Raw genomic sequence first — 25,537 nt, forward strand, 5'->3', positions numbered from 1 at the left:
CTGACCAGGCACTACAACGCTCCCTCACTTATCGCAGGAAATCCTGCGACGCTCGATCAGATATGGGACGTTATTGACGAACCCTCCCTCACTTCAGGTGCGGGAGGGTTCGTCGTTTTCGGGCGAAAGGTGAGGAAGGGTTTTGGGGGATTTCTGAACGTTTGGACGGTTTTCGAAAACAATGGTTTTTCTAACCTGTATTGCTTAGAAAACATCGCTTTATCTTATGTGATTCGAAGCTCATACTGATGAATGAACACGGTTCCACACTCACGGAAAGAACGAGTACCAGCCATGACCAACATCTCCACGGAGCACGGTGCCCGCACTGGAAAAAGGGCCCAAGAGACGGCTGTCGCCGGAGCCCACGCGGTCGTTGAGGCCCACGCCCTCGCCAACGAAACCATCGCACTGGTACGCCACTGGCTGACCGAAGCTTCCAAGGTTCCCGTCGACGCCTCAGCAGAGCAGTTGGCCGGCGTCCTGAAGGATCCCAACGGCCTGGAATTCACCGTCGGATTCGTCGACGGCGTCATCCGCCCCGACGATCTCCACGTCGCCGCCCGAAACCTGGCCGAACTCGCGCCGAAGGTCCCCTCGTTCCTCCCGTGGTACATGCGCAGCGCCGTGCGTGTAGGCGGAACCATGGCCCCGGTTCTCCCGCAGGTGGTTATTCCGATCGCCCGCCGCGTCCTGCGCGAAATGGTCGGCCACCTCATCGTGGATGCAACCGATGCCAAGCTGGGCCCGGCCATCGCCAGGATCCGCAAGAACGATGTCCGCCTCAACGTCAATCTGCTTGGTGAGGCGGTGCTGGGCGAGCGGGAAGGGTCCCGCCGCCTTCAGGGCACCCACACCCTCCTGGCACGCTCCGACGTCGACTACGTTTCCATCAAGGTCTCCTCGACGGTGGCACCGCACTCGCCCTGGGCTTTTGACGAGGCCGTCGAGCATGTGGTTGAGAAGCTCACGCCGCTCTTCGCGCGCGCAGCCGCCTATGGAGCCAACGGGCAGAAGGCAAAGTTCATCAACCTGGACATGGAGGAATACAAGGATCTGGACATGACCGTCGCGGTCTTCACCAGGATCCTGGACCAGCCCGAATTCAAGAATCTTGAAGCCGGTATCGTCCTTCAGGCCTATCTCCCTGATGCCCTGGCTGCCATGATCCGCCTGCAGGAGTGGGCTGCTGCCCGACGTGCAGGGGGCGGGGCCGCCATCAAGGTGCGCGTTGTGAAGGGTGCCAACCTCCCCATGGAGCAGGTTGAGTCCTCCCTGCATGACTGGCCGTTGGCCACCTGCTCCTCCAAGCAGGAATCCGACACCAACTACAAGCGGGTCATCAACTACGCCCTGCACCCGGACCGGATCCGCAACATCCGGATCGGCGTGGCCGGCCACAACCTGTTCGACATCGCCTTCGCCTGGCTCCTGGCCAAGCAGCGCGGCGTCGAGTCAGGCATCGAGTTCGAGATGCTGCTCGGTATGGCCCAGGGTCAGGCCGAGGCGGTCAAGAAGGACGTCGGCTCGCTCCTGCTCTACACGCCCGTGGTCCACCCGGCCGAGTTCGACGTCGCGATTGCTTACCTCATCCGCCGCCTCGAAGAAGGCGCCAGCCAGGACAACTTCATGTCGGCAGTATTTGAGCTCAGCGAAAACGAGTCCCTGTTCGAGCGTGAGAAGCAGCGCTTCCTCAACTCCCTGGACAAGCTCGACGACGCGGTCCCCGGACCGAACCGCAGCCAGAACCGCAACCTGCCGCCTGAGCCCATGCCCCGGACCGGTTTCCGGAACACCCCGGACACCGATCCCGCACTGCCGGCGAACCGGGATTGGGGCCGGTCGATCCTCGGCTGCGTTCCCTTCTCTACCCTGGGCAACGCCTCGGTGGAGGCGGCCACCATCAGTGACGAGGACACCCTCAATACTGTGATTGCCACGGCAGTGGACAAGGGCAAGGTCTGGGCCGCTCTGTCCGGGGCAGAACGTGCCGAAATTCTGCACCGCGCCGGGGACGTCCTTGAAGCCCGCCGTGCTGACCTGCTCGAAGTCATGGCCAGCGAAACGGGAAAGACCCTCGACCAGGGTGATCCGGAGGTGAGTGAAGCCGTCGACTTCGCCCACTATTACGCAGAGTCTGCCCGCAAGCTCGACGACGTCGACGGCGCCACGTTCGTTCCAGCGAAGCTCACCGTGGTGACCCCGCCGTGGAACTTCCCGGTTGCCATTCCGGCCGGCTCCACCCTGGCAGCGCTCGCTGCCGGTTCCGCCGTCGTGATCAAGCCTGCCAAACAGGCATGCCGCAGCGGTGCCGTGATGATCGAGGCGCTGTGGGAGGCAGGCGTTCCCCGTGACGTGCTCACTATGGTCCAGCTCGGCGAGCGGGAATTGGGCAAGCAGCTCATCTCCCATCCGTCTGTTGACCGCGTAATCCTGACCGGCGGCTATGAGACCGCTGAGCTGTTCCGCAGTTTCCGCCAGGATCTGCCGCTGCTGGCCGAGACCAGTGGCAAGAATGCCATCATCGTGACGCCGAGCGCCGACTTCGATCTCGCCGCCAAGGACGTTGCCTACTCCGCCTTCGGCCACGCCGGCCAAAAGTGCTCCGCTGCTTCACTGGTGATCCTGGTGGGCTCGGCAGCCAAATCGAGGCGTTTCCATAACCAGCTGATTGACGCCGTCACGTCGCTGACAGTTGGCTACCCTGAGGACCCCACGAGCCAGATGGGCCCGATTATCGAACCCGCCAAGGGCAAGCTCCTCACCGCCCTGACCACCCTGGACGCCGGCGAAAGCTGGGCCGTGGAGCCGAAGAAGCTCGACGAGACGGGCAAGCTCTGGAGCCCGGGAGTCCGCTATGGCGTGAAGCGCGGTTCCTACTTCCACCTGACCGAATTCTTTGGCCCGGTGCTGGGTGTCATGACCGCGGACACTCTGGAAGAAGCAATCGCCATCCAGAATGACATTGAATACGGCCTGACCGCTGGCCTGCACTCCCTCCACAGCGCCGAACTGGCGGTCTGGCTGAAGACCATCCAGGCTGGAAACCTCTACGTGAACCGCGGCATCACCGGCGCCATCGTGCAGCGGCAGCCGTTCGGTGGCTGGAAGAAGTCAGCCGTTGGAGCCGGCACCAAGGCCGGCGGGCCAAACTACCTCGCCGGGCTCGGCGACTGGGTGAGCAAGGCCAGCACTGCAGACCAGCGTGACGGCGGAAAGGCTGTGGTCACCAACGCCGGTGTGCGGAGGCTGCTGAACGCGGCGAAGGGCTGGCTCGAGCCGGCGGAGCTGGAAACACTGCAGCGCGCCCTCGCTTCAGATGCCCTGGCCTGGGCAGAGGAATTCGGTACCGCCAAGGATGTGTCCGGCCTGAGCGCCGAACGCAACGTCTTCCGGTACCGCCCCCTCCCGGTGACCGTCCGTCTTTCCGAGGGCCAGGCACTCGGTGATCTCATCCGCATCTTGGCCGCGGGGGTGCTTGCGAATTCGGCAGTGACGGTGTCCACCGCCGTCGAACTCCCTGCCCAGCTGGAGGCGGTCCTCTCCGGGCTGGCCATCAAAGCACGGGTGGAGAACGACGCCGATTGGCTGGCCGGCGTCGGACGCCTCAGTACAGCGGGCAAGCTTTCGAACGGACGCATCCGCCTGATCGGCGGCAATGCCTCCCGGCTGGCAGGGGCCCTCGGTGGCCGACCCGACGTGGCCGTCTACGCCCACGAGGTGACAGAAGCGGGCCGGGTGGAACTGCTCCCGTTCCTTCACGAGCAGGCCGTCAGCATCACGGCGCACCGGTTCGGCACCCCGAATCACCTCTCCGAGGGCCTGATCTAGACACTCACAGCGTCCGAGGTTGAACAAACGTAACCGGGCTGGCACCTTTTGGTGCCAGCCCGGTTGCTCTTAAAAATCAATGCCGCTGCCGTGCCCGGGAATTTCTCCGGGATTGAGACCCAGTGGCGGGTTCCTAGCCGAAGTACCAGCCCGGCGGCACCCACGATGCCGGGACCGAGTGCGCAGAAAAGTCATCACAGCCAGTGCAAAAATAGGTCACTTCGCCCAGCTTCTTTACGGAACCGTCAGGCCGATGCTTGGCCGGAACGAAAGCTTCCAGGTAGATGAACTCGTCGGTGCCGCAGCGTTCGCAGTACGGGTTGCCGACGTAGTCGGCATCTACCCAGGTGGCAGCTGAGGTGCGGTTGGTGTGATGGGCCCCGGTGCTTGTGGGGCGCGCGGTTTCATGGGGGCGCACTACGGGTGCGGTGTGAGCGTGGGCATTCTGGGCTGTCGTCATTGGCGGCCTATCCCGAACGCATTCCAAGAGTGGCGGACATGCGTTCGTTGTCAGAGCGATGTCTCAGGCCTCTTCTTGACCATAAGCAAAATTCAGCATAAGCGATACGCGTTCGATGTTCAATCGTTATCTTTGCTAGGCGGAGCGCTTGATGGTACGCCCGACGATGGACTGCGTCAGGGCATCGATGACTTCCGCATTCGCCAAGGGGTTCCGGATAAGGGTGAAATCGACATCGCCCACCGGCGGGAGATCGAATCGGCGGGTGATGATTTTCAGATCCTCCGGAACGAGGGAGGACGGCATGACCGCCACCCCGATCCCTGCCCTGACAGCGGCGAGGACGCCGCTGATCTGTTTGGTCGTGCACGTGATGCGCCAGGTCCGGCCGCCGGCTTCGAGGGCATCGATGGCAAATTTCCTGCTCAGGCTCGGGGACGGGTAGGCAATCAGCGGCACCGGATCGCCCGGAGCAAGGGCCGTCTGCTCCAGTCCCACCCAGGCAAAGGAATCGTGCTGGACCACCGTGCCGTCTTTGGCGCCTGCCACCCATTTCACAAACACAAGATCGAGCTGCCCTGCGTTGAGGCGTTTGTACAGCTGGTCGCTCTGTCCAACTGTCAGCTCAAGGTTGATCTGCGGGTAGATCTGGCGGAATTCCCGCAGGATGCGGGGGAGGCCGGTAATGGCCAGGTCGTCAGCAGTGCCGAAGCGCAGCCTGCCCCGCATCGCCGAACCTGAGAAGTAGCGGGACGCAGCATCGTGTGCGGCGAGGATGTTTCGGGCGAATCCTGCCATCGCGTCGCCGTTGTCGGTTAGCCGCACATCCCGGGTATCACGGGCTATCAGTACTCTCTTTGCCGCCGTCTCCAGTTTCCTGACATGCTGGCTCACCGTTGGCTGCGCCAGCCCGAGACGTTCCGCGGCCTTGGTGAAGCTGAGGGTTTCCGCGACGGCAAGAAAGGAGCGGAGCTGGGCTGGTTCGAACATCGTTGTCTCCTCTTGCGGCCTGCGTCGCCCACTTGGTGATGGCGGGTGGCCGTCCCATCATTACGATGCGCAATGTTAGTTATAGCCACCATAAGCTTCCATAATTACTCATGGTCATCCTAGCGTTAAGGACGTCCCCGCTCACCGCTTCCTTAGGATTCTCTGTGGCACCCCCACCGCCGTCAACGGCAACTGTCAGTCAGCCCGTCATCGATTCCGCTACCTCCGCCTCACACCAGCAAGCCGAACCGGGCAACATCACCCAGCCGATCGCCGTCGTCAGTGAACGGCTGCCCTGGAGCCAGACTTTCATTTCCCTGCGTGTGCCGAACTTCCGCCTGTTCGCTATCGGCCACTTCATCGCCGTCATTGCGGTGTGGATGCAGCGGATAGCCCAGGACTGGATGGTGCTGCAGCTGTCCGGCTCCGTGACAGCGGTGGGGATCACGGTGGCTCTGCAGTTTATGCCGTCGCTGTTCCTGGGACCCTGGGCCGGGATGATGGCGGACCGCTTCGCCAAACGAAAGATCCTCATCCTGTGCCAGTGCATGGCTGCTGTCCTTGCCGCCACCCTGGCCGTTCTCGCAATCAGCCAGGTGGTCCAGGTGTGGCACGTCTATGTCATCGCACTGGTACTGGGGCTGGTCACGGTGCTGGATCAGCCGGCACGCCAGGTATTTGTCAACGAACTTGTGGGTCCCAAATACCTGCGCAACGCCATCAGCGTGAACTCCACAACCTTCCAGCTGGGCGGGCTGATAGGTCCGGCGCTCGCGGGGATTCTGTTGACTGCAGTGGGTGCAGGTTGGGCCTTCGCGGCGAACGCCCTTGCCTGCTGCTCGACGGTGGCCATGCTGTTGCTGCTCCGCAAGGACAAACTCTTCATCACGGCGCCCACTCCCAAGCGGAAAGGCATGCTCAGGGAGGGGCTGCACTACGCCTTGAGCAAGCCCACCATCTACTGGCCCTGGCTCATGGCTGGTTTTGTGGCCGTTTTCGCCATGAGCCTTCCCGTGATTCTGGCCGCCTTCGCTGACCACGTTTACGACATCGGCGCCGCCGGCTACGGACTGCTGAACGCCTTGGTGGCCCTCGGCGCCCTGGCGGGTGCTGTGGCATCGACGCGACGGCGGCAACTCCGGCTGCGCTCGGTGGTGAGCTGCGCAGGAATGTACGGATTGATGCTCTGCCTGGCATCGCTGGCGCCGTCCCTGGTGTGGTTCGGCGCCGCGATGGTCCTCTCAGGTTTCTGGTGTCTCATGTTCCTCACCGGTTCCAACCAGTTGGTGCAGATCAGCTCCAACATGGGGATCAGAGGCCGCGTGATGAGCCTGTACATCATGGTGCTGATCGGCGGTCAGGCAATCGGCGGCCCTATGATCGGCTGGGTGGCCGAGCATGTTGACCCCCAGACCGCCATCCTGGTTTCGGGCGGGGTCCCCGCGCTGGCAGCGGGGGCCGTCGCCGTCCTGATTGCACGCAAGGGCCACCTGACCCTCAAACTGGACGTGAGGGACAGGCGGCACCTGGTCCGCGTTGTCCGGCGAGCCTCGTCGGGCTGAGCTCGGTTTAGGTGACGTCGACGAGTGTCCATTGCTGGTGGGCGGAGCCTCGGTAGAGCTGTTGTTCCGTGGTGGTTCCGTCGGTGGTGGCTTCGCCGGTCAGGCCGAGGGCATAGGTGGAGAAGCGGTTGGTAAGGGCCACTTTTCCGTTACTTACGGGCGTGATTGCCCATTGCTGTTGCAGGACGTCGGCGCTGGAATAGATCGCTGCCTTCTCGCCGATGGTCCGCGAGCGGAAACCGATCTCGAGGACCTTTCCGCTGTTGGCGTCCCTTAGCTTGTAGTAGCCGTCGACGTCGGTGGTCAGCGTCCAGCGCTGGTTCGCCGCGTTGGTGTCGGGGGCCAGGACAACGGCGGCCCTGTTGGCGGTGGAGCCGTTGAGTACGGTCAGTGCCTTCCCGCTGGCGGGGTTGATGAGTTTGTACGCGCGGTTGGGAGCGACGGCGAAGGACTGGCGGGCCGGCTTTGCGGTGCGGCCGCCGACCCGGAGGCCGGCTACGTTTGTATAGCCTCCCGAGCCTGCCTTTGCGGTGAACCGGATGTACCCGGCCGTGACGGGGGCCCACTCGGCGAGCTTCGGGGTGGGCCCGGTAGCCCAGGTGCCGGAGGCTACCGTTGTGAAGGTCACGCCGTTGGCGCTGGTGGAGATCTCGTAGGAGGTCACGTCGCCATCGGTGCCGTTTTGGCGGTTCCACTGTTTGGGAAGGTACTCCAGCGTGGTCACATCGGTGTACACACCGCCCAGATCCAGCGTTATCGATACGGGCATGGCGAGTTCGCCGGTGCCGGGCCAGGTGGACCAGCAGGTCTGCAGTTTGTTGTCGGCGCGTCCGTCGATTGCGAAGTACGGGGGTTCCGGCTCACGGAAGGCTGTGGCGTAGGCGGCCACGGGTGTGATCAGGTGTTCGGCGCGCAGGGGTTGGGCGGGGAGCGCGCCGCGCGGGTTGGGGGAGAAGGCCGCGCCGACTTCGGCGAGGCGGGCCACCACGTTGGGGTCCAGCTTGCCGTTGCGGTTGGGTGGGCAGTTCAGGATGAAGGAGGTCCACCTCGATTCGAGTTCGGTGAGGTGGGTGATGATGGCGTCCCTGGACATCAGCCCTTCGGTGGGGGTGGAGGGGTGCCAGAACCAGCCGTTGCTGATGGTCTGACCCTGCATCCCGGCCCAGGTATTCCCGGCTGGCGCGGTGATCCCGAAAGGTTCCTCCCAGAAGATCCCGTCGGCCAGCCAGGGGGTGAGGACCGCGCAGATATCGATGATGAGGCAGTTGGGCTGGAGGGATTTGACCAGGTCGCGGACCCGCTGCATCGGGACCTGTTGGTGGCCCATCTGCCAGGCGTAGCCATCGAGCATCAGGACTTCGATCTCGCCGTAGCCGGTGAGCAGTTCTCTGAGCTGGTTCAGCACATAGGTGATCTGGGGCGAGTCGACACCGGCTGCGGGGTCGCTGACATGGTATCCGCCGGTGGCCTGTACGGGATGGGTGCGGTCCCAGATGGAGAAGTAGAAGCCCACCTTCAGGCCCCGGGAGCGGAACGAGTCCACGTACTGCCTGACGACGTCGTGCTTGTAGCCCGAGTTCATGACGTTCTGGGTGCCGTATTTGGTGGGCCACAGCGCGAATCCGTCATGGTGCTTGGTGGTGAGCACCCCGTAGCTCATCCCCGCCGAACGAGCGGCATCGGCCCACTGATCGGTATCCACCGACGGCGGTGCGAAAATCGCGGGATTCTGGTTCGGAGCAGCCCACTCCTCGTTCGTGTAAGTGCCCAGATTGAAGTGATTGAACATTCCAAAACGCATATCGACCAGCTTCTGCAGCAAAGCCTGCGTGTCCCAACCAGTTCCTGTTGCCAAGACCTCAGCTGCTGTGGCTGGTGATACTCCGCCACTGACGGAGGTGGCCAGCAGACCTGCAGCAGAGGCACCAGCTGCGCCGAGAAAGTGCCGGCGGCCAAAATTTCGTGACGTCATTGTCTTAGCTCCATGTTTGTTAAGGGTCCGCACCAGCACTGTTAGCGCAAACAACGTGTGATACATCCGATGTTATGGCCAAATCGAGGAGTGTCAAGAGTTAGCTTTTCGCGAAATAATGACAGCGCGTGCTCACGGCGGATTTGTTACATATGATGTCTGTGTCTCGTGAGTTCCGAAATGGAGCGCGGGGAGCCTGGAGCCTTTACCGCTGAGGCCCTTCTGTAGATAAGATGCACCAGCACGTCGGGGTTTCTCATCGCAGATCCCGACAAAGCCCGAGGGCCTGAGCCGGTGCGATACCGTGCTCAGGCCCTCGAGGATTAAGCTCTTGTGTGCCCCGATGGACTTTCGGGGGCTGGTTCCGTTTTTCAAGCGGCGCGCGGGTGTCAGAAAGCGCTGACTTGTCGCGCGCAGGTTCCGTGAATCGGCCACGGCGGTCACCCGCCGTCCGGGTCACTTCTTCTTGGCGGCCGCCGGCTTTGAAGTGGCTTTGTCCAGTGAGCTCGGCGGTGCTGCCGCAGCTCTCTTGTCCGCGCGCTTTTCTTTGATGGACTTGCCGGCCTTTTTTGATGCTGCTTGACGGGGGGACTTGTCAGCCATGATCGCTCCTGTAGCGGAACCGAAGGGGTTCCTGACTCATGACGATACACCCGGGGTGCTAATGCAGGACCGGACCCGGCGGAGCGAAATGAGTACCTGTCTGAGGACACCGTTACGTGATTGTGCCACTGGCCATCGGGTGCCAAAATGTCGCTGTGGGCACCGTGAGGGGCGGGCCCATCGAAAACAGGATTGGCAATGGGTATCGTTCTTGAGAACACGGTCCTGGTTCCGTGTGCGCCCTCCGATTTTTACGAGTTCTGCGTCGACGGCCGGCAGCACTACAACCTTCCGGGCTACGAGGGTCTGGCTCCCGAATTTACAGAATGCGTTCCGGGCAGGTCCTGGGTGGAGACAGTGGAAACCGGCAGCGAATCCTTCCGCTACTCCTATACGCTCTACCCCATTGCCGACAGCACCCGGGCCACCATTGGCGTGGAAATCGAGCCCAAGGGTGTTGGCGTCCTTATGGCGGGGCTTAAAGCGGCCCGTTACCGCAAACGCGAGAGTGCCCGGCTGGTTGCCATGAAGAAGAGCCTGGCAAAGAACCTGGTTCGGAAGGTGATCCGAGAGGTTGAGAGGGAGAATTCCCGCAGGGCTTTCCCAATGCGGTTTGGTGAGGAGAGCGGCTGACGGGAATCGAACCCGCGTGTCGAGCTTGGGAAGCTAGCGCACTACCATTGTGCTACAGCCGCAGTGGGACCGGCCAAAAAGACTGGTAAACGGTCCCGGTGAAACATCGAGATTTACATTACCCCAGTCTTGGACTTTCCCGGAACATCTGCTCTGACGGCGTTGCTGCCGATGTATGTCAGGCTGGTAGTTGTCAGAAGCATCGACGAAGGAGATTCCATGGCAGCGCCAAATCTGTTCCTCATCTATGTGACCGATGTCCAGCGCTCCACCAGCTTCTATAGCGACCTCTTCGAGATGGAGCCCGTTATGGTGACCCCTCGCTACGTCCCATTCGAAGTGGCTCCGGGCGTGTTGTTTGCTCTATGGTCAGGAGCCGGCGACGGTGTCACAGCAACAACACCGCGCTCCAGTGAGGTGGGGCTCATGGTGCCAGGCGCCAGTGACGCCGTAGACCAGTGCTATACCAAATGGATGGATAAGGGTGTCAACGTTATCGAAGAGCCTCGCGACGAGGTCTTCGGGCGCACTTTCGTGATAACTGATCCAGATGGGAACCTCATCCGGGTCTCTCCCCTGGACTGACCTCCGGGGGACTGACCGCGAGAGCCTGCCCGGCAACACGAGGCGTCATATGAAGGGCATCGGGTAACCATTCGGTAAAGGCCCCACCCGTGCGTAGGAGCGGGAGAGCGGGCTGGCTATCCTGAATCAGTTAGCTGCAGTCGTTGGGGAACGGGCTACGCCGATCAGCCGTCCATGACCTAGGGGTTCCTCGTGGCATTTGCAGAGTACGAGGTGCTCATTCAGCGTGATGCCATCAGCGTTTACCATTTCCTGGCCGACGGGCTGAACCTGCCACTCTGGTGTAAGGACGTCCGCAGCATCGAATTGCTCTCCGGTGCGCCGGGAGCCAAGGGCAGCGTTTACCAACAGACCATCGCCGGACCGGGCGGCCGCCCGGTGGCCTGCGATTTCCGGATCACACAGGTCCGTCCCGGGGCAGAGATACAGTTCCAGGTCATCGCCGGTCCTGCACAGCCCCGGGGCGGCTACTATCTCAGCTCCGAAGGCAAGAGCACCCGGGTCCGTTTCGCCCTTGAGTACCAGCCGAAAGGATTGATGGGGCTGGTTAACGGCTCGGCCCATCAGTCCCTAAAGACTGAGGTTGCCCAGCTCGAGCTGCTCAAGGTCCTCCTGGAGAAGCAAGCTCCCGAGGAGTAGGCCTGCCCTTCGCGGGCTTTGCCGGCCACGCTCTACTGCGCCAGCCTCAACCCTGACCAGGCACCGGTAACCGTGCTGGGCGAATTGAGTCCGCCACCGGTGAGATCCCAGTACTGGACCACGTCACCCAGGCTGCCACCGGAGCGCCGCAGCGCCAGCCCGGTTGAATTGAGGCCCGTGACATCCCGCAATGCTCGGATGGCTGACACATCGCTCCACCCTGTGGCCACTATCGGGCGAGATTCGGCTCTCGGCGTTGTGCTGCCCGATCCTCGATAGAGCAGCACGTTTCCGTCACTCCGCCGCGCCAGCAGATCCTGGAACCCGTCGTCGTCGTAATCCACCATAGCCAGCCGGGTGGCAGTGATGCCCGCGCCGATCTGGGTCCGGACGGTGTGGTCGGCTGTCCCGCGGTTTGGGTAGAGCCACAGGTTTCCCGAAGAATCCAGGGCCAGCAACTGGGGCAGGCGGTTGTTGGCGCACCATTCCCCGATGGCGAGGGTCATGGCTGCCCAGCCGGACTGCCCCAGGGTCACCACCGGCACAAAGCCTCCGCCGGGATTACCCTGGTGCAGGGTAATACGGCCGTCGGCCCACTGAGTAAGGACGTCAAAAACCCCGTCCTTCTGCCAGTCGGTGATAAACAGTTCCTTCGCTGAGTTGAAGCCGGACCCGATCACCTGTTGGGCGCCGTACGCCCGGTTTCCCAGGGAAGGCCGGTTCAGGAGCTGCCCAGACGAATCCACTGAAACGAGGTCTCCTGCACTCTTAATTGCTGCTGCCGAGAGATCCACGGTGGGCGGCATGTGCCTTACCTGGGGATCGCACATGGTGGTCGGCGCGGGCGGGATGGCGCCGCTGCCGCCGGGTTGGTTGATGGTTCCGGCGGGGAGGGTGTTGTAGCCGAAGAAATTGACGACGCCCCACATGGTGTAGCGGTTGGGTGTGGTCTGCCAGTTGCCGTCGGTGAACGTGATGCCTATCCCGATCACATTGAATCTAGGGTCTTTCATGATGGCGTCGTGGGGCGCGGAGCCCTTCCACATCTCCACGAGCTGTGCCGCGTTCCTGTCCCACCGGACGGCAATGATCTCACCGGCTCCGTTGGTGGGATTCATGGCCCGCGGATCTGTCCAGAAGTTCGCCCGGTGCTCGATCACCTCGCGGGTGGCGATGTTGTCGGACCACTCCTGGGCCATTCCGGCGACAGTGGGGTGGTACTTGACGGATGCCAGCCCCAGGGAGTTCCGATAGCTGTTAATGGCTGCGAACACTTCCCTGATGTGGGCGGAGTTGTCGTCCCGGATCAGCGCTTCGGGGGTCATGGTTCCGGGGCTGGAGGCTGATGTACCAGGAACATCGGCATCGGGCGCGGGCCCGGAAAGCTCTTCAAGATCCGACGGCGATGCGGACAACGGCGGAATGAGCGGCGGTTCCGGCGGGGTGGACGCAGTTCCAGGCGCAAGCACAGGCAAACGCTTAGCTGCCGGTGCCACGACGGCGGCACCCCCGCCTGGGTCAGCTGCCTGGGTGGGGCCTGACGGCGGTGAGATGGCCAGCCGCCGCGCGCCGTCGTCGTCGGGCGTCTTCGAAGCTTCCGCAACATCTGTGGACGATATGGGGCGGGCGGCAGCGTTCAGGCCCGAACCCGAGGACCCTGGACCGGCAGTCACCGGGCCGGGGGCCGGACCCATCAGAACGGGACCCATCAGGGCCAGGGCAGAGAGCATGGCAACAACAGCGGGCGCAGCAAGTTTCTTCAAGACCAGACCCCAGTTCCCCTCAGGCCGCATCCCACCCCTCTGCGGCGTGCATAGGAGGCCAGACTAGCCCTGAGAGAGCGAAGGGAACAGTGCATACGGTATTTTTGAGCTGTGCTGATCTCTGACCGCGATATACGCGCCGAAATAGACTCCCAACGGATTGTGCTGGAACCGTTCGACCCCGTCATGGTCCAGCCGTCCTCAGTGGACGTCAGGATTGACCGGTTTTTCCGACTGTTCGACAACCACAAATACGCGCATATCGATCCCGCGGAGGAACAGCCGGAACTCACCCGTCTGGTGGAAGTGGACCGCGGCGAGCCGTTCATCCTTCACCCGGGGGAGTTCGTGCTGGGTTCAACCTATGAGACGGTCACCCTCCCGGATGACATCGCGGCGAGGCTGGAAGGAAAGTCTTCGCTGGGCAGGCTGGGGCTGCTGACGCACTCCACCGCTGGATTCATCGATCCGGGATTCTCCGGGCACGTGACGCTGGAACTGTCGAACATGGCCACCCTTCCCATCAAGCTGTGGCCGGGCATGAAGATCGGGCAGCTCTGCTTCTTCCGGCTCACCTCTGCCGCCGAGTACCCCTACGGCGCAGGAGAGTACGGAAACCGCTACCAGGGTCAGCGCGGACCTACCGCCAGCCGGAGCCACCAGAACTTCCATCTGACGGACATCCAGGCACCCTGATTTCGGACCCGCCGGGCTACCAGGCTGCACATATGGGGAATTGGCGCGGCAACGAGCATAGACGGGCCATCTGGGCAGGCGCCGCAGGGTTCGTGGCAGTGGCGGCTTATATGGTCGCCGGCTCACCTCAGGTCCGGGTGTGGCTGGAATGAGCCTCGCCGATACTTTCAGTATCGGAGGCGGGGATCACACCATGGGGAAAGGCGCTCTATCTGATCAGCGGCCTTGCGCTCGTGGCTTTTGTGGCAACGATAGTGCCGTGGGGGACCGCTAGAGGAAGCCAAAGATCGGCGGGAAGATGACGACGACGGCGGCGGCCCAGGCGCCGTAAACCGGCAGGTACCGTGTTTGCCAGCGCTCCAGCGAGGCAAACGGACGCCTCCCCCGCAGGAATCCGACGGCGAGCCAGGCCGCCCGCAGCAGATGCACCAGCAGCAGAAGATTCAGGCCCAGGGGTGCGATCTTGTTGGGACTGGAGCCGAATTCGGCGATACGGGTGAGCATTGCCGTGAGCATCGCGGCGTTGACTGCCAGGGCCGCGACGACGAGTACCTCCCGCCAGCAGCCATAGAATCAGCGGTGCGTGTACTGCGGCCAGCATTTCGGTGGAACCGCCAGCGGCAAAGGGGTAGATGTTGAGCACAACCGCGAGGGCCGCGAACGGTATGAGCAGCATGGCCGCAACCTTGCTTGTAAGGCGCCGCTTCCACTCGAAGTACCCTGCGAGGAACGGGAAGACGAGCAAACCGAGGTTCCGATGGCGACGAGGAAGGCCTCGTCGTCAAGGCCGGTCGCTTGCCTGTCGGCTATCTGCTCGCGCAGATGGTCCTCCAGTTCGTCGACCTCGGTGGGGGAGATGGCCTATGGCCATCCATCCTTTGGTGCGACGTCACGCTCCGCATGCCTTGGATTACCTACTCGCAAGTAAACGGTTTCGCGCCTACATTTAAGAGTGGCATGGCTGGGGAGCCGGAACGCAGCGTTGCGTTTCGTTAGTGAAACAGCTCCGAGGTTAGATCCCTCGGTTGAAATATAGGGGTAAATATGTCCGGAACATTCGAACTATTTGTTAATGGCAGCACGTCCTACGGGTTCAGAATCAAAGCTCCGAATGGGGCGATTGTGGCAGTATCCGGGCAATTCCCGGACAAAGCCTCCGCGGTCCAGGGCATTCGCGCCGTCCGCGAATACGCCGGCATGGGGCTGATCAAGGATCTTTGCGAAGCATCCCCGGCGGATCGGCCAAAGGCTGCATGACGGCCTGCGTAGCGGGCTGGGCCCGGTGCTTCCTCAGGCCACTCCAGCCGGTTGGGGTTTTGCGGGGCGGCGAAATGCCCGCACCAGCGGTTCGATGTACTTGGCCGCGAGTGGACCCACGATGGCCATGATCAGGACGTAGGCAGTGGCCAACGCCGCCAATTCAGACTGCACCGCGCCTGAAGCCACGGCAAGACCGGCGATGACGATTGAAAATTCGCCACGGGCAATCAGTGTGGCGCCGGCACGGAAACGGCCGGGAACCGCGATTCCCACCCTTTTGGCAGCCCAGATCCCTGTGCCCATTTTTGTAAGAGCCGTGAGCAACGCGAGGGCAAGAGCCCAGCCGATGACGGGCGGAATTGAGGCGGGGTCCGTGTTCAGGCCGAACGCCACAAAAAAGATGGCAGCGAACAGATCGCGCAGGGGCTCCAGGATACGGGTGGCGTTGTGGGCCGTCACCCCCGAGATGGCGATGCCGAGCATAAAGGCCCCCACCGCGGCTGAGACCTGAAGGGCCGACGCCACTCCGGCCACCAGCAAGGCGGCACCGAGCAGGTTCAGCAGGAAGACCTCAGAGTTTTCGCTGTGCACCGCTTGGGAGACCCGGTGGCCATGCCGCAACGCCACCATCAGCACCACGGTGACGACGGCCAGCGAAATCCCCACCGTCTGAAGCCCGCCCAGGAAGCTGACCCCGGCAAGGATCGCGGTCAGGATGGGGAGGTACAGAGCCATCGCCAGGTCCTCGAACACCAGAATCGCCAAGATGGTTGGCGTTTCACGGTTACCCACCCGGCCCAGGTCAGTAATGACCTTGGCAGCGATCCCCGAAGACGAAATGTAGGTCACTCCACCCATCACCATGGCCCCGACCAGGCCCCACCCAAGAAGGACTGCCAGCCCCGCTCCGGGCAGGAAATTCAGGATAAGGTCCAGGACGCCGGCCTGCCAGGATCGTCGCAGGCCGGTGACAAGTTCAGTAGCTGTGTACTCGAGCCCGAGCATCAGCAGGAGGAGGATGACACCGATCTCCCCCGAGATATGCGCGAACTCCTGAATCCCTTTGAACTCCATAAAGCCGCCAGCACCAAAAAACAATCCGCCCACGAGATAGAGCGGTATGGGTGACATTCCGATCCGTTCAGCCAGCCTGGCCAGCAGGCCAAGGCAGAACACAACGGCCCCCAGTTCGATGAGGGTCAGTGCCAGCGGATCCATTGCCGCTTATCCGTTGCGCAGAATGTCGGCCGCTGTATCGAGGCCTTCCTGAGTGCCTACGGCAACGAGGAGATCCCCCCGGTGGAGGACGACGTCGGGACCGGGGGAGGGGACAACCTCGCCTTCGCGCATGATAGCCACAATGGAGACGCCGCTTCGGGTGCGGATGCATGCCTTACCCATCGGCTGGTTCTCGAAGGGCGAACCAGACGCAATGGAAAACTGCCGTGTAACGATCCCCGGGATTTCCCGGTGGGCTTCAGAAAGCTGCATGGCCAGGTGCTGCCCGCCCAGCAGATTGCCGAGAGTTGCAGCCTCATCAGCTGTCAGGGGAATGGACGCCTGGCACGTGTCGGGATCGTCCCAGGTTGAAACAATGAGTTCGCTCTGGCCTTCCCGGTACTCCACGACGCCGATCCGGCGCCCCGAAGCCGTCATAAAATCCTTGCGCCTGCCAAGGCCGGGAAGATCTGTCTCATCCACGTTCATGGGTCCAGCCTAATGCTCCCGTGGGCCGTGCGGGGCTGAAGCGGCAGACGATTCCGGAGAATACGGGAGAGCTAAGCGTCCTCCCGTTGTGGATTCTCCAGCCTGAAGAAGTTGGACTGGCTGCCGTCGCTTCGCTGTTCCTGGTAAATGAAATTCAGGCCCCGTTCATCGAAGGTCTTGAACCATTCCTCCCAGCTGACATGGCGGAGCTTGTCGTCGTCGCCACCAAAATCGATCCGGAGCACTCCAAGGTGGTCACCGTGTTCCGTTCCTTCAACCGTGGCCGGAACGCCGTCGCGCTCTTCTGCCCACTGCCTGATGACTTCATGGTGAGTCGTAACGAGGCTTCTGCCTTCCCGCTCCGGCTCATCCTCTGGTGAGGTGACTTCCTGCGAGTACTTTAGGGAATCGGATGAACCCGGCCCCTTGCGGACCTTGCCTTCGTCCGGTCCGGCGCCCATGGCGCCCTGGTCTTCGCCGTTCGCAGCCTCGCCGCTGCTGAGTGAATCAACAAGCTCGTCCTTTTTCATTCCCGACGTTCCACTTACCCCGGCATCCTTCGCTTCCTGCCGGAGCTCGTCCACCTTCATGTCCCGCAGCTCGCCCGTATCATCGGTATTGGTTGGTTGGTTGTCCGCTTTGTCTGCCACTTAACTGATCCTTTCCGCTCTGGATTTCACCAAATAGTAAGGCTACTTATTAAGTGGGCACCAAGCCTGGGCTGACTGTCAAGAGGCCTCTTTGCTATGCGGACGGAACGACCGCTATCTCCGCCTTGCCTGGCGGTTTGACCGGCAGGAGGACCAGGAGGCCGGCCAGCAGCACCACCATGATGCCCAGGATTCCCCAGCGCTGGGCCTCGCCCTCGGCGACCAAGGGGACGGCCAGTGCGATGCAGAGAGTGAAGAGCGTGGGTGCCAGAAAGCTCACGGCCCGGCCCGTGGTGGCATAGAGGCCAAAAAGCTCACCTGATTCGCCATCGGGTGCAAGCCGTGCCAAATAGGCTCGGGACGATGACTGGGCAGGGCCAACGAACAAGCACAGGAACAGGCCAAAGACCCAGAAAGTGGTGGCCCCCGCCCAGGTGCTGCCGAAGAAAACGTAGTCACCGTCGCCCAGCACCAGGATGGCGGTCCCGGCAATCAGCAGCCCCACCAGCGAACCGAGGATGACAGCTTTTGGACCCACCCGGTCATCCAGGAAGCCTCCAATCATGGCCCCCACTGCCGCCACCACGTTTCCAAAGATGGCGAAGAAAATCACGTCCTTCAGCTCGAACCCGAAGGTGCCCGCCGCGATGATTCCCCCGAAGGTAAAGACGGCGGCTAGACCATCCCGGAAGATGGCGCTGGCAAGAAGGAAATAGATCGTGTGCGGACTCGTCCGGTAGATGGCCGTGATCCGCCGCATCAGCAGCCCGTAGGAAGCCATGAAGCCGAGCCTTGCCGCGCCTGCCGGCCGGGGAAGCTCGGGAACGGCGAACAGCACGGGGAGAGCGAAGATGAAGAACCACAAAGCGGAAAACACTGCCACGAGGCGGATGTTGAAGCCGTCCTCCGTCGAGGCTCCGAACCATTCGAAGCCGGGCTGGACAAACAGTTGCAGCACAATCAGCAGGGCCACGATCCCGCCAAGATATCCCATGCCCCAGCCGAAGCCACTGACCTTCCCGATGTTCCGGGGGGTCGAGATCTGGGCCAGCATAGCGTTGTAGTTCACCCCGGCAAATTCGAAGAACACGTTGCCCAGCGCAATCAGGGTGACCCCGAGGAGCAGGAACTCCGGCCGGGGGAACACAAAAAAGCACAAAGCGGTCAGAAGGGCGACGACGGCCGTGTTGACTCCCAGCCAAAGCTTCCGCCTGCCGCCGATGTCGGAGCGTTGCCCCGTAACAGGGGCCAACAGTGCAATGGCCAGACCGGCCACCGCCAATGCCCCGCCGAGGACAGCCGAAGCCTGATCTTCTCTGCCGAAGGCATCCGAGGTGAGATAAACAGTGAACACAAAGGTGGTCATGATCGCGTTGAAAGCCGCCGAGCCCCAGTCCCAGGAAGCCCAAGCCAGGATCTGGCCCTTGCTGACCGCCTGGCTTCCTGTCTCGAGTTCCGACGGTGGCTGTTGTGCCTGAGACGCGGTGGCGGAGTTCATGACCCGATGCTATCGCCCCTTCAGCCGAAATCTGGGTCAAGAACGAATGCGCCCGCTTGGTAAACTGGACACGCTGAACCCAACTAACGACCGCCAGCTCCAACCTTTGATAATCGAATTCCTGACGTTGCGGAGATACCAGTGATTACAGTCCTTGCCGTGCACTTTGCGGTGGCTGCACTGGCGCCCTTTTTGTTCGGGAAATTCGGCAGGAACTCGTTCTACGCGTTGGCCGTGGTTCCCGCCGCATCGTTCCTCTGGCTGATCCTCCAGCATGCTTCGGTGTACTCGGCGTCCGCCGGACAAGCGGCGCAACCAGGGGCCGCCGTCCAGGTGGTTCCCTGGATTCCAGAGCTCAAGCTTGAACTGGCCTTCCGGCTGGACGCCCTGGCGTGGGTGATGTCGCTGTTGATCCTCGGAATCGGATCACTGGTGCTCGTGTACTGCGCCCGCTATTTCAAGGACAAGGACAGCGATCTGGGCGGCTTCGGAGCCCAACTGCTGGCATTCGCCGGCGCAATGTTCGGCCTGGTCACTGCCGATGACCTGCTGCTGATGTTCATGTTCTGGGAGCTCACCACTGTCCTGTCGTATTTGCTGATCGGTTACGCCAGGACCAGGCTGTCCGCCCGCCGCTCCGCCCTCCAGGCCCTCGTGGTCACCACGGCCGGCGGCTTGAGCATGCTGGTTGGCCTGATCATCCTTGGCCACAGCGCCGGCACGTACAGGATTTCAGCCATCCTGGAGCAGGCTCCGGCACTGATAACGGGGAACGCCGCCGGGGCGGTCAGTGCCGCCGTCGTGCTTATCCTGGTTGGCGCGGTGACAAAGTCCGCCCTGGTCCCTTTCCACTTCTGGCTCCCCGGAGCCATGGCGGCACCGACGCCGGTGAGTGCTTATCTGCATGCAGCCGCAATGGTCAAGGCCGGCGTTTATCTGGTGGCCCGGCTGGCTCCGGGCTTCGCGGAAACAAGCTTTTGGCTGCCGCTGGTGCTGGGGCTGGGCCTGGCCACGATGCTGGTAGGCGGCTACCGGGCGCTGCGGCAGACCGACATCAAGCTCATCCTGGCCTTCGGCACCGTCAGCCAGCTCGGCTTCCTGATCATGGTGGTGGGCCTGGGTAAACCGGATGCCGCACTGGCCGGGCTCGCTTTGCTGCTGGCCCACGGCCTGTTCAAAGCCACGCTCTTCCTGGTGGTTGGCATCATCGACCACCAATCAGGTACCCGCGACATCAACAAACTCTCCGGTGTTTTCAGTTCATCACGAGCCTTGGGCATTGTGGCTGCCGTCGCCGCCGCTTCCATGGCGGGAGTGCCTCCCCTGGCTGGATTTGTCGCCAAGGAGTCGGTGTTCGTGGCGTTCGTGCACCACGCTGCAACGCCAGACGCCGGGCAATCGCCGGTCTGGGGTTATGTGGTGCTGATCGGGCTGGTGCTGGGCTCGGTCCTGACGTTCGCCTACAGCGCGCGCTTTATGTGGGGAGCGTTCGCCACCAAGCCGGGCGTTGAACGTATACAGTTCAAGCCCATCCGGCCATCGTTCCTGGCGGCACCTGCCATGTTGAGCCTGCTGACGATCGCGTACGGCCTCTGGCCGGTGCCCGTTGACGCGTGGCTGCAACCTTACGCGGCCCTTTTCGGTACGGGCAGCGTAGATGGAGGAGGAGCCGACGGCGGCAGTGCGGCCGGCGCGGCAGGCCACCTTGCGCTCTGGCACGGTTTCACCCTGGCGTTGGGCCTTACGGGAGTCACCTTTGTACTCGGGTGGGCCATGTTCCGCTGGCGGGCCGGCTTCTCCCGGCTGCAGGAGAGGGTTCCTGGTTGGATCGACGGCGACCGCGCCTACCAGCTGACCATCGGCGCCCTGGACGACGTCGCAGTCTGGGTCACCGGGCGAACCCAGCGAGGGTCACTGTATTTCTACCTCGCCGTCATTCTGTCTGTAGCGTTTATCCTGCCGCTGACGGCTCTCGTCGCCGCCAAGAAACCCCTGCCCGATGACTTGTATTTCATCGACCCCAATTCACCGCTGCAGATAGTTGTGGGCGCGGGGATCGTGATCGGAGCGCTGGCGGCAGTGAAGGCCAACAAGCGCTTCCTTGCCGTACTCATGGTATCCGTCACCGGCTATGGCATCGCTCTGATGTTCGCGCTCCAGGGTGCTCCCGACCTTGCCCTGACGCAGATGCTGGTGGAAACCATCATCCTGGTTGCCTTCGTCCTTGCCATGCGCAGCCTGCCACCTGAGCTGCGGGACAGAACGGGAGGCAAGTACAGGATCACCCGCGTGATCATCGGTATCGGTTTTGGCATCACCATGATCTTCGTGGGCATCTATGCCATGGGTGCCCGTATCGCCGAGCCCGTTTCACTAGCCTTCCCGAAACTGGCGTACGAAGGCGGTGGCGGGTTGAACACGGTCAACGTCACGCTCGTTGACATTCGGGTCTGGGACACCTTCGGCGAAATTTCGGTGCTGGCGCTCGCGGCCACGGGCGTCGCGAGCCTGATCTTCATCCGGGGACGTGGTGACGGCATCAAAGCGTCATCAACGGTCGCGGCAGGAACGGTAGGCCGGCGGACAAGCGTCGTGCGTAACTCCCGTGACAGTGCAGCTCTGGAACTGAGCCGTAAATTCGCGGCATCAACCCGCGACGCGTGGCTTGTTGCGGGCCGAACGCTCGCCCCCGAACGCCGCTCCATCATCTTCGAGGTGGTGACACGACTCCTGTTCCACTCGATGATCATCTTCTCCCTGTACCTGTTGCTGGCTGGACACAACCTGCCCGGCGGCGGTTTCGCGGGCGGGTTGACGGCGGGCCTCGCCCTGACCATCAGGTACCTGGCCGGCGGCCGTTTCGAACTCAGTGAGGCAACCCCCATCAGTGCAGGCACCCTGCTGGGAGCCGGCCTGGCGACGGCGGCCGCTTCCGGTGTTGTCCCGCTGCTGCTCGGCGGGCAGGTTTTCCAGACGGCCATTATTGAGCTGTGGCTGCCCGTCTTTGGCGACATCAAGTTTGTCACCTCCACCATCTTCGACATCGGCGTCTACATCGTGGTGGTCGGGCTCGTCCTGGACGTTCTGCGAAGCCTGGGGGCTGAAATCGACGAACACTTCGAGGAAGGACCAGCGGAGCCGACAGCCGAGCAGGAACCCGACAGAACTCCGGCCGAAACCACAGCAAAGGGCAAGGCATGAGGGTAAACCTGACGCTGCTGACAGTCATGGGTGCGCTGTACGCCTGTGGCATTTACCTGATCCTCGAACGCAGCCTTACCCGCGTCCTCCTGGGCCTGATGCTCCTGGCCAACGCCACCAACCTGCTCATCCTCGCTACAGGTGGGTACGCAGGGTTGGCGCCGATTTTCAGCAAAGAGACGGCCCCGGGCGATTACAACGACCCCCTTCCGCAGGCGCTGATCCTGACGTCGATTGTGATTTCGTTTGCCGTCACCGCTTTTATGCTGGGCATCATCTACCGCACATGGGTTCTGGCTCGCGAGGACGAAATCCAGGACGACGTGGAGGACCGCCGCGTCGCCGACACCCCCAGCTACGATGCCGAAGATGACGCGGAAATTCCAGTGGAAACCTCCGAGTTTCCACTCACCATGCTCGGCACGGATGGACGGGCAGTCTCCAACAGGCCCCCGGGCGACGAAACAGGCAGTGGAGATCCACACCCTGACGACACTGTCCGGGCTGGCAGCGCGGTGCTGACGGTCGAGGACGCGGCAGCAGAGGAAAAACCCGGTTCCACCAACATTGAACCCGGACCGGAAGGAGGCCGAAAGTGAACATTGCCAGCCTTGCGCCGCTCGCCGTCGTACTTCCCATCCTGGGAGCTGCCCTCACCTTCGTGCTGATCCGGCACTCCCGGGCCCAACGGGTAGTGAGCATTACTCTTCTCTCCCTCACGCTGCTGCTGGAGTGCGTCCTGCTCGCCTCCGTCTGGAACGGCGGGACCATCGCGGTGAACATCGGGGGCTGGCTGCCGCCTTGGGGGATCGTCCTGGTGGTCGACCAGTTCTCATCCCTGATGCTGGTGGTGTCGTCCTCGGTGAGCCTGGCGGTGCTGGTCTATGCGACCGGGCAGGGAATGGCCGACGGCGACCAGGACGCCCCGCTCTCCGTTTTCCACCCCACCTACCTGATCCTCGTGGCCGGCGTCTCCAACGCGTTCCTGTCCGGTGACCTCTTCAACCTCTACGTGGGCTTCGAAATCCTGCTCACGGCCAGCTACGTGCTGATGACCCTCGGCGGAACCGGCCCCCGGATCCGGGCAGGCGTTACGTACGTCGTGGTGTCGGTGGTGAGCTCCGTGCTGTTCCTGATCGCCATCGCCATGATCTACGGGGCCACAGGCACCATCAACATGGCCGACCTCGCCATCAAACTTGCTGAACTCGATCCCGGGACGCGCACGCTCCTGCACGTTATGCTGCTGGTGGCCTTTGGTATCAAGGCTGCTGTGTTCCCGCTTTCCTTCTGGCTTCCGGACTCATATCCGACGGCGCCTGCTCCGGTCACCGCCGTCTTTGCTGGCTTGCTCACGAAGGTGGGCGTCTACGCCATCGTCCGTACGGAAACCCTCCTATTCCCGGGAGATACCCTCAATACACCGCTTATGATCGCAGCGCTGCTGACCATGGTGGTGGGCATACTCGGTGCCCTGGCTCAAAGCGACATCAAGCGTCTGCTGTCGTTTACGCTGGTGAGCCACATCGGATACATGGTGTTCGGGCTTGCGATGTCCTCCGTAGCAGGCCTGGGCGCCGCGGTGTTTTACGTAGCGCACCACATCACGATCCAGACCAGCCTGTTCCTTGTCACGGGCCTGATCGAACGCCGCGGCGGGAGTTCCTCGATGGACCGGGTGGCCGGCCTGGCCAAGCTGTCGCCGCTGCTGGGGCTCCTGTTCTTCGTTCCGGCCATGAACCTTGCCGGCATTCCACCGTTTTCGGGTTTCCTCGGCAAGCTGGGCCTGATGCAGGCGGGCGTTCAGCTGGGCACGCCCCTCGCCTACGCCCTGGTCATCGGCGGGGTGCTCACAAGCCTTCTCACCCTGCTGGCCGTAGCCAGGGTGTGGAACCGTGCCTTCTGGCGCAAGCCCAGCGACGCCGAACACCCCGATCCTGTGCTCCTCGCGGCTCCCGGGGACGCGGACACCGGAACGCGGCACGGGCGCAAGAACGTCATCCTGCTGCCGCGCACCATGGTGGGCTCCACCATGGCACTGGTGCTTTTGGGCGTGGGGCTGACGGTCTTTGCCGGCCCGATCTTCAAGGTTGCCGATCAGTCGGCCCAGGACATGCTGGACAGGACGTCCTATATTCGGGCCGTGCTCGGGGACAACGCGCCGGTCCCTGCGATTGCCCTGCCTGATTCGGAGCCGCGGGCCTCAGGGGCGGCTGACTCACAGGAGCCAGCACCCTTCGGAGCAGGCAAATGAGCCGCCGGCGTGTGTCGCTGCGGCAGGAACTGCCGCTGCTCGTCTGGCTGGTGTTCGTCTGGGGTGCGCTGTGGCAAAACTTCAGCCCTGGAAACCTGCTGTTCGGCGCCGTGCTGGCCATTCTCGTGGCCCGCATGTTCTACCTTCCTCCGGTGGAGTTGAGCGGCCGGTTCAGCATTCTGCAGGCCATTCCATTTGCCCTGCAGTTCGTTGGAAAAGTGGCGGCCGCCAGTTTCCAGGTCTTCTACCTGGCCGTCGCCCGCGGCCCCAAGGTGACCAACGCCGTCGTGGCCGTCCCGCTGCGCAGCCACTCTGACCTTATGGTGACGGCGACCGGTCACGTCATCTCCCTGATCCCCGGTTCCCTCGTGGTGGAGGTGGACAGGTCCACCTCCACGCTCTATGTCCACGCCCTGAACGTGCGGAACGCCGACGACGTCGTCAAGTTCCGCCGGTCTGTCCGCGACGCGGAAGCCGGACTGATCAGGGTCATGGGTACAGAAGAAGAACTCGCGGCACTCAAACAGGAGGTTGGCGCGTGATGCAGCTTGTTTTGGTGATAACTGCGGTGACCCTGTCCCTTGCTGCGGCCGGGGCGATCGTCCGCATCGCCGTTGGCCCATCGCTCCTGGACCGGGTGCTTGCCGCGGACGTCCTGCTGGCCATCCTGGGAGCAGCGCTGTGCATCGACATGGCCGTCAACCGGCACCTGAACAACCTGATGCTTGTTGTGGCCGTCTCTGTCATCGGCTTTATAGGATCAGTCACTGTGGCCCGTTTTGTTGCCGACCGGCGGGAGCAACCCAGTGACTCCTGATACGACCCTGGACACAGTGATCGACGCCGTATCGGCCGTCTTTATGGTGGTGGGGGCGGCGATGTCACTCGGCGCTGCCATCGGGCTGCTGCGTTTCCCGGACCTCATGAGCCGCATGCACGCAGCCACCAAACCCCAGGTGCTGGGGCTCTTCCTGCTGCTGGCCGCTGTGGGGTTGCAGCTGCGCACCTGGTGGATATGGCCGGTGCTGCTCCTTGCCTGGATCTTCCAGTTGCTGACCGTTCCGGTTTCGGCCCACATGGTGGGCCGCGCCGGTTACCGGACCAAGCACCTTCACCGCGAGCTGCTCAGCACCGACGAGCTGGAAGCAGTAGTGCAAAAAGCGGCTGCCAAGGACGCGGCGGACCCCGCCTCAAAGGACGACGACGGTTCCGCCTGAGCGGTAAGCCGGCAGC

24 protein-coding genes and 1 tRNA gene are annotated in these 25,537 nt (G+C 62.7%); 14 read left to right on the forward strand and 11 right to left on the reverse strand.

Annotated elements, in window-relative coordinates; genetic code table 11:
- Together RIN13_RS05005 and RIN13_RS05010 are read left to right on the forward strand one after the other, a co-directional pair.
- Positions 1–249: hypothetical protein (locus RIN13_RS05005; RefSeq protein WP_309106240.1), on the forward strand; the 249-nt coding region annotated here is incomplete at its 5' end.
- 45 nt (positions 250–294) lie between these two features.
- A complete protein-coding gene (locus RIN13_RS05010; protein ID WP_309106241.1) occupies positions 295–3,831 on the forward strand; it encodes a bifunctional proline dehydrogenase/L-glutamate gamma-semialdehyde dehydrogenase in 3,537 nt (1,178 codons plus the stop codon).
- Positions 3,832–3,964: 133 nt separating this feature from the next.
- Here RIN13_RS05010 and RIN13_RS05015 read toward each other — a convergent pair whose 3' ends face one another.
- Positions 3,965–4,291 carry a hypothetical protein gene (locus tag RIN13_RS05015; protein ID WP_309106242.1) on the reverse strand — a complete coding sequence of 109 codons (327 nt, stop codon included), beginning with the start codon at positions 4,289–4,291 and terminating at the stop codon, positions 3,965–3,967.
- Between the two features lie 135 nt (positions 4,292–4,426).
- Complete coding sequence (locus RIN13_RS05020; protein ID WP_309106243.1) at positions 4,427–5,281, reverse strand: LysR substrate-binding domain-containing protein; 855 nt, start codon at positions 5,279–5,281, stop codon at positions 4,427–4,429.
- 164 nt (positions 5,282–5,445) lie between these two features.
- On the opposite strand from RIN13_RS05020, the gene RIN13_RS05025 reads away from it, so the two are divergent.
- Positions 5,446–6,843, forward strand: coding sequence for an MFS transporter (locus RIN13_RS05025; protein ID WP_309106244.1), 1,398 nt, complete (start codon positions 5,446–5,448; stop codon positions 6,841–6,843).
- A gap of 7 nt (positions 6,844–6,850) precedes the next feature.
- Here the strand turns inward: RIN13_RS05025 and RIN13_RS05030 are convergent, their stop codons facing one another.
- Together RIN13_RS05030 and RIN13_RS05035 are read right to left on the reverse strand one after the other, a co-directional pair.
- Entirely contained in the window at positions 6,851–8,815 is a 1,965-nt protein-coding gene (locus tag RIN13_RS05030) for an alpha-L-fucosidase (RefSeq protein WP_309106245.1), read from the reverse strand.
- 456 nt (positions 8,816–9,271) lie between these two features.
- Positions 9,272–9,418, reverse strand: a complete 147-nt coding sequence (locus tag RIN13_RS05035) for a hypothetical protein (RefSeq protein WP_309106246.1) — start codon at positions 9,416–9,418, stop codon at positions 9,272–9,274.
- Positions 9,419–9,616: 198 nt separating this feature from the next.
- Between RIN13_RS05035 and RIN13_RS05040 the strand changes: the two genes are divergently transcribed.
- Positions 9,617–10,051, forward strand: coding sequence for a hypothetical protein (locus RIN13_RS05040; RefSeq protein WP_309106247.1), 435 nt, complete (start codon positions 9,617–9,619; stop codon positions 10,049–10,051).
- Here RIN13_RS05040 and RIN13_RS05045 read toward each other — a convergent pair.
- Positions 10,043–10,113 (reverse strand) — tRNA-Gly (locus tag RIN13_RS05045). The two genes, RIN13_RS05040 and RIN13_RS05045, sit on opposite strands and share 9 nt — an antisense overlap.
- A gap of 157 nt (positions 10,114–10,270) precedes the next feature.
- Here RIN13_RS05045 and RIN13_RS05050 point away from each other — a divergent pair.
- Together RIN13_RS05050 and RIN13_RS05055 are read left to right on the forward strand one after the other, a co-directional pair.
- The gene (locus tag RIN13_RS05050) at positions 10,271–10,636 is read left to right on the forward strand and encodes a VOC family protein (RefSeq protein ID WP_309106248.1); all 366 of its coding nucleotides are present in this window, start codon (positions 10,271–10,273) and stop codon (positions 10,634–10,636) included.
- A gap of 192 nt (positions 10,637–10,828) precedes the next feature.
- Positions 10,829–11,275, forward strand: a complete 447-nt coding sequence (locus tag RIN13_RS05055) for an SRPBCC family protein (RefSeq protein ID WP_309106249.1) — start codon at positions 10,829–10,831, stop codon at positions 11,273–11,275.
- 32 nt (positions 11,276–11,307) lie between these two features.
- Here RIN13_RS05055 and RIN13_RS05060 read toward each other — a convergent pair whose 3' ends face one another.
- A complete protein-coding gene (locus tag RIN13_RS05060) occupies positions 11,308–13,038 on the reverse strand; it encodes a CAP domain-containing protein (protein ID WP_309106250.1) in 1,731 nt (576 codons plus the stop codon).
- Positions 13,039–13,149: 111 nt separating this feature from the next.
- Between RIN13_RS05060 and dcd the strand changes: the two genes are divergently transcribed.
- Positions 13,150–13,734, forward strand: a complete 585-nt coding sequence (gene dcd / locus RIN13_RS05065; RefSeq protein ID WP_247046670.1) for a dCTP deaminase — start codon at positions 13,150–13,152, stop codon at positions 13,732–13,734.
- Positions 13,735–14,004: 270 nt separating this feature from the next.
- On the opposite strand, the gene RIN13_RS05070 is transcribed toward dcd, so the two are convergent.
- Positions 14,005–14,238: a hypothetical protein gene (locus RIN13_RS05070; RefSeq protein ID WP_309106251.1), complete on the reverse strand. Its 234-nt coding sequence runs from the start codon at positions 14,236–14,238 to the stop codon at positions 14,005–14,007.
- Between the two features lie 540 nt (positions 14,239–14,778).
- On the opposite strand from RIN13_RS05070, the gene RIN13_RS05075 reads away from it, so the two are divergent.
- Positions 14,779–14,991 carry a YegP family protein gene (locus RIN13_RS05075; RefSeq protein WP_309106252.1) on the forward strand — a complete coding sequence of 71 codons (213 nt, stop codon included), beginning with the start codon at positions 14,779–14,781 and terminating at the stop codon, positions 14,989–14,991.
- Positions 14,992–15,024: 33 nt separating this feature from the next.
- On the opposite strand, the gene RIN13_RS05080 is transcribed toward RIN13_RS05075, so the two are convergent.
- From RIN13_RS05080 to RIN13_RS05095, 4 genes are all read right to left on the reverse strand, one after another.
- A complete protein-coding gene (locus RIN13_RS05080) occupies positions 15,025–16,212 on the reverse strand; it encodes a cation:proton antiporter (RefSeq protein ID WP_309106253.1) in 1,188 nt (395 codons plus the stop codon).
- A gap of 6 nt (positions 16,213–16,218) precedes the next feature.
- Positions 16,219–16,701 carry a cation:proton antiporter regulatory subunit gene (locus RIN13_RS05085; protein WP_247046665.1) on the reverse strand — a complete coding sequence of 161 codons (483 nt, stop codon included), beginning with the start codon at positions 16,699–16,701 and terminating at the stop codon, positions 16,219–16,221.
- Between the two features lie 71 nt (positions 16,702–16,772).
- Complete coding sequence (locus tag RIN13_RS05090; protein WP_309106254.1) at positions 16,773–17,351, reverse strand: Rho termination factor N-terminal domain-containing protein; 579 nt, start codon at positions 17,349–17,351, stop codon at positions 16,773–16,775.
- Between the two features lie 94 nt (positions 17,352–17,445).
- The gene (locus RIN13_RS05095) at positions 17,446–18,849 is read right to left on the reverse strand and encodes an MFS transporter (protein WP_309106255.1); all 1,404 of its coding nucleotides are present in this window, start codon (positions 18,847–18,849) and stop codon (positions 17,446–17,448) included.
- 141 nt (positions 18,850–18,990) lie between these two features.
- Between RIN13_RS05095 and RIN13_RS05100 the strand changes: the two genes are divergently transcribed.
- Genes RIN13_RS05100 through mnhG form a run of 6 tightly spaced genes read left to right on the forward strand, consistent with a single transcriptional unit; the run spans position 18,991 to position 25,521 of the window.
- Complete coding sequence (locus tag RIN13_RS05100; RefSeq protein WP_309106256.1) at positions 18,991–22,050, forward strand: Na+/H+ antiporter subunit A; 3,060 nt, start codon at positions 18,991–18,993, stop codon at positions 22,048–22,050.
- Positions 22,047–22,649 carry a Na(+)/H(+) antiporter subunit C gene (locus tag RIN13_RS05105; protein ID WP_309106257.1) on the forward strand — a complete coding sequence of 201 codons (603 nt, stop codon included), beginning with the start codon at positions 22,047–22,049 and terminating at the stop codon, positions 22,647–22,649. The genes RIN13_RS05100 and RIN13_RS05105 overlap by 4 nt, the downstream gene beginning before the upstream one ends.
- A complete protein-coding gene (locus tag RIN13_RS05110; protein WP_309106258.1) occupies positions 22,646–24,304 on the forward strand; it encodes a Na+/H+ antiporter subunit D in 1,659 nt (552 codons plus the stop codon). Before RIN13_RS05105 ends, RIN13_RS05110 begins: the two co-directional genes overlap by 4 nt.
- Entirely contained in the window at positions 24,301–24,846 is a 546-nt protein-coding gene (locus RIN13_RS05115) for a Na+/H+ antiporter subunit E (RefSeq protein ID WP_309106259.1), read from the forward strand. The genes RIN13_RS05110 and RIN13_RS05115 overlap by 4 nt, the downstream gene beginning before the upstream one ends.
- Positions 24,846–25,121, forward strand: coding sequence for a monovalent cation/H+ antiporter complex subunit F (locus RIN13_RS05120; RefSeq protein ID WP_375164726.1), 276 nt, complete (start codon positions 24,846–24,848; stop codon positions 25,119–25,121). Before RIN13_RS05115 ends, RIN13_RS05120 begins: the two co-directional genes overlap by 1 nt.
- Positions 25,111–25,521, forward strand: coding sequence for a monovalent cation/H(+) antiporter subunit G (mnhG, locus tag RIN13_RS05125; RefSeq protein ID WP_309106261.1), 411 nt, complete (start codon positions 25,111–25,113; stop codon positions 25,519–25,521). Before RIN13_RS05120 ends, mnhG begins: the two co-directional genes overlap by 11 nt.
- The last annotated feature ends 16 nt before the right edge of the window (positions 25,522–25,537 follow it).

This window comes from Arthrobacter sp. (assembly GCF_031179985.1).
GTDB lineage: Bacteria > Actinomycetota > Actinomycetes > Actinomycetales > Micrococcaceae > Arthrobacter.

Coding starts and splice junctions, on each gene's coding strand:
- RIN13_RS05030 (WP_309106245.1), bottom strand. CDS start 8,815: ATGACGTCACGAAATTTTGGCCGCCGGCACTTTCTCGGCGCAGCTGGT.
- RIN13_RS05080 (WP_309106253.1), bottom strand. CDS start 16,212: ATGGATCCGCTGGCACTGACCCTCATCGAACTGGGGGCCGTTGTGTTC.
- RIN13_RS05035 (WP_309106246.1), bottom strand. CDS start 9,418: ATGGCTGACAAGTCCCCCCGTCAAGCAGCATCAAAAAAGGCCGGCAAG.
- RIN13_RS05085 (WP_247046665.1), bottom strand. CDS start 16,701: ATGAACGTGGATGAGACAGATCTTCCCGGCCTTGGCAGGCGCAAGGAT.
- RIN13_RS05105 (WP_309106257.1), top strand. CDS start 22,047: ATGAGGGTAAACCTGACGCTGCTGACAGTCATGGGTGCGCTGTACGCC.
- RIN13_RS05075 (WP_309106252.1), top strand. CDS start 14,779: ATGTCCGGAACATTCGAACTATTTGTTAATGGCAGCACGTCCTACGGG.
- RIN13_RS05040 (WP_309106247.1), top strand. CDS start 9,617: ATGGGTATCGTTCTTGAGAACACGGTCCTGGTTCCGTGTGCGCCCTCC.
- RIN13_RS05095 (WP_309106255.1), bottom strand. CDS start 18,849: ATGAACTCCGCCACCGCGTCTCAGGCACAACAGCCACCGTCGGAACTC.
- RIN13_RS05015 (WP_309106242.1), bottom strand. CDS start 4,291: ATGACGACAGCCCAGAATGCCCACGCTCACACCGCACCCGTAGTGCGC.
- RIN13_RS05010 (WP_309106241.1), top strand. CDS start 295: ATGACCAACATCTCCACGGAGCACGGTGCCCGCACTGGAAAAAGGGCC.
- RIN13_RS05050 (WP_309106248.1), top strand. CDS start 10,271: ATGGCAGCGCCAAATCTGTTCCTCATCTATGTGACCGATGTCCAGCGC.
- RIN13_RS05120 (WP_375164726.1), top strand. CDS start 24,846: ATGCAGCTTGTTTTGGTGATAACTGCGGTGACCCTGTCCCTTGCTGCG.
- RIN13_RS05115 (WP_309106259.1), top strand. CDS start 24,301: ATGAGCCGCCGGCGTGTGTCGCTGCGGCAGGAACTGCCGCTGCTCGTC.
- RIN13_RS05070 (WP_309106251.1), bottom strand. CDS start 14,238: ATGCTCACCCGTATCGCCGAATTCGGCTCCAGTCCCAACAAGATCGCA.
- RIN13_RS05020 (WP_309106243.1), bottom strand. CDS start 5,281: ATGTTCGAACCAGCCCAGCTCCGCTCCTTTCTTGCCGTCGCGGAAACC.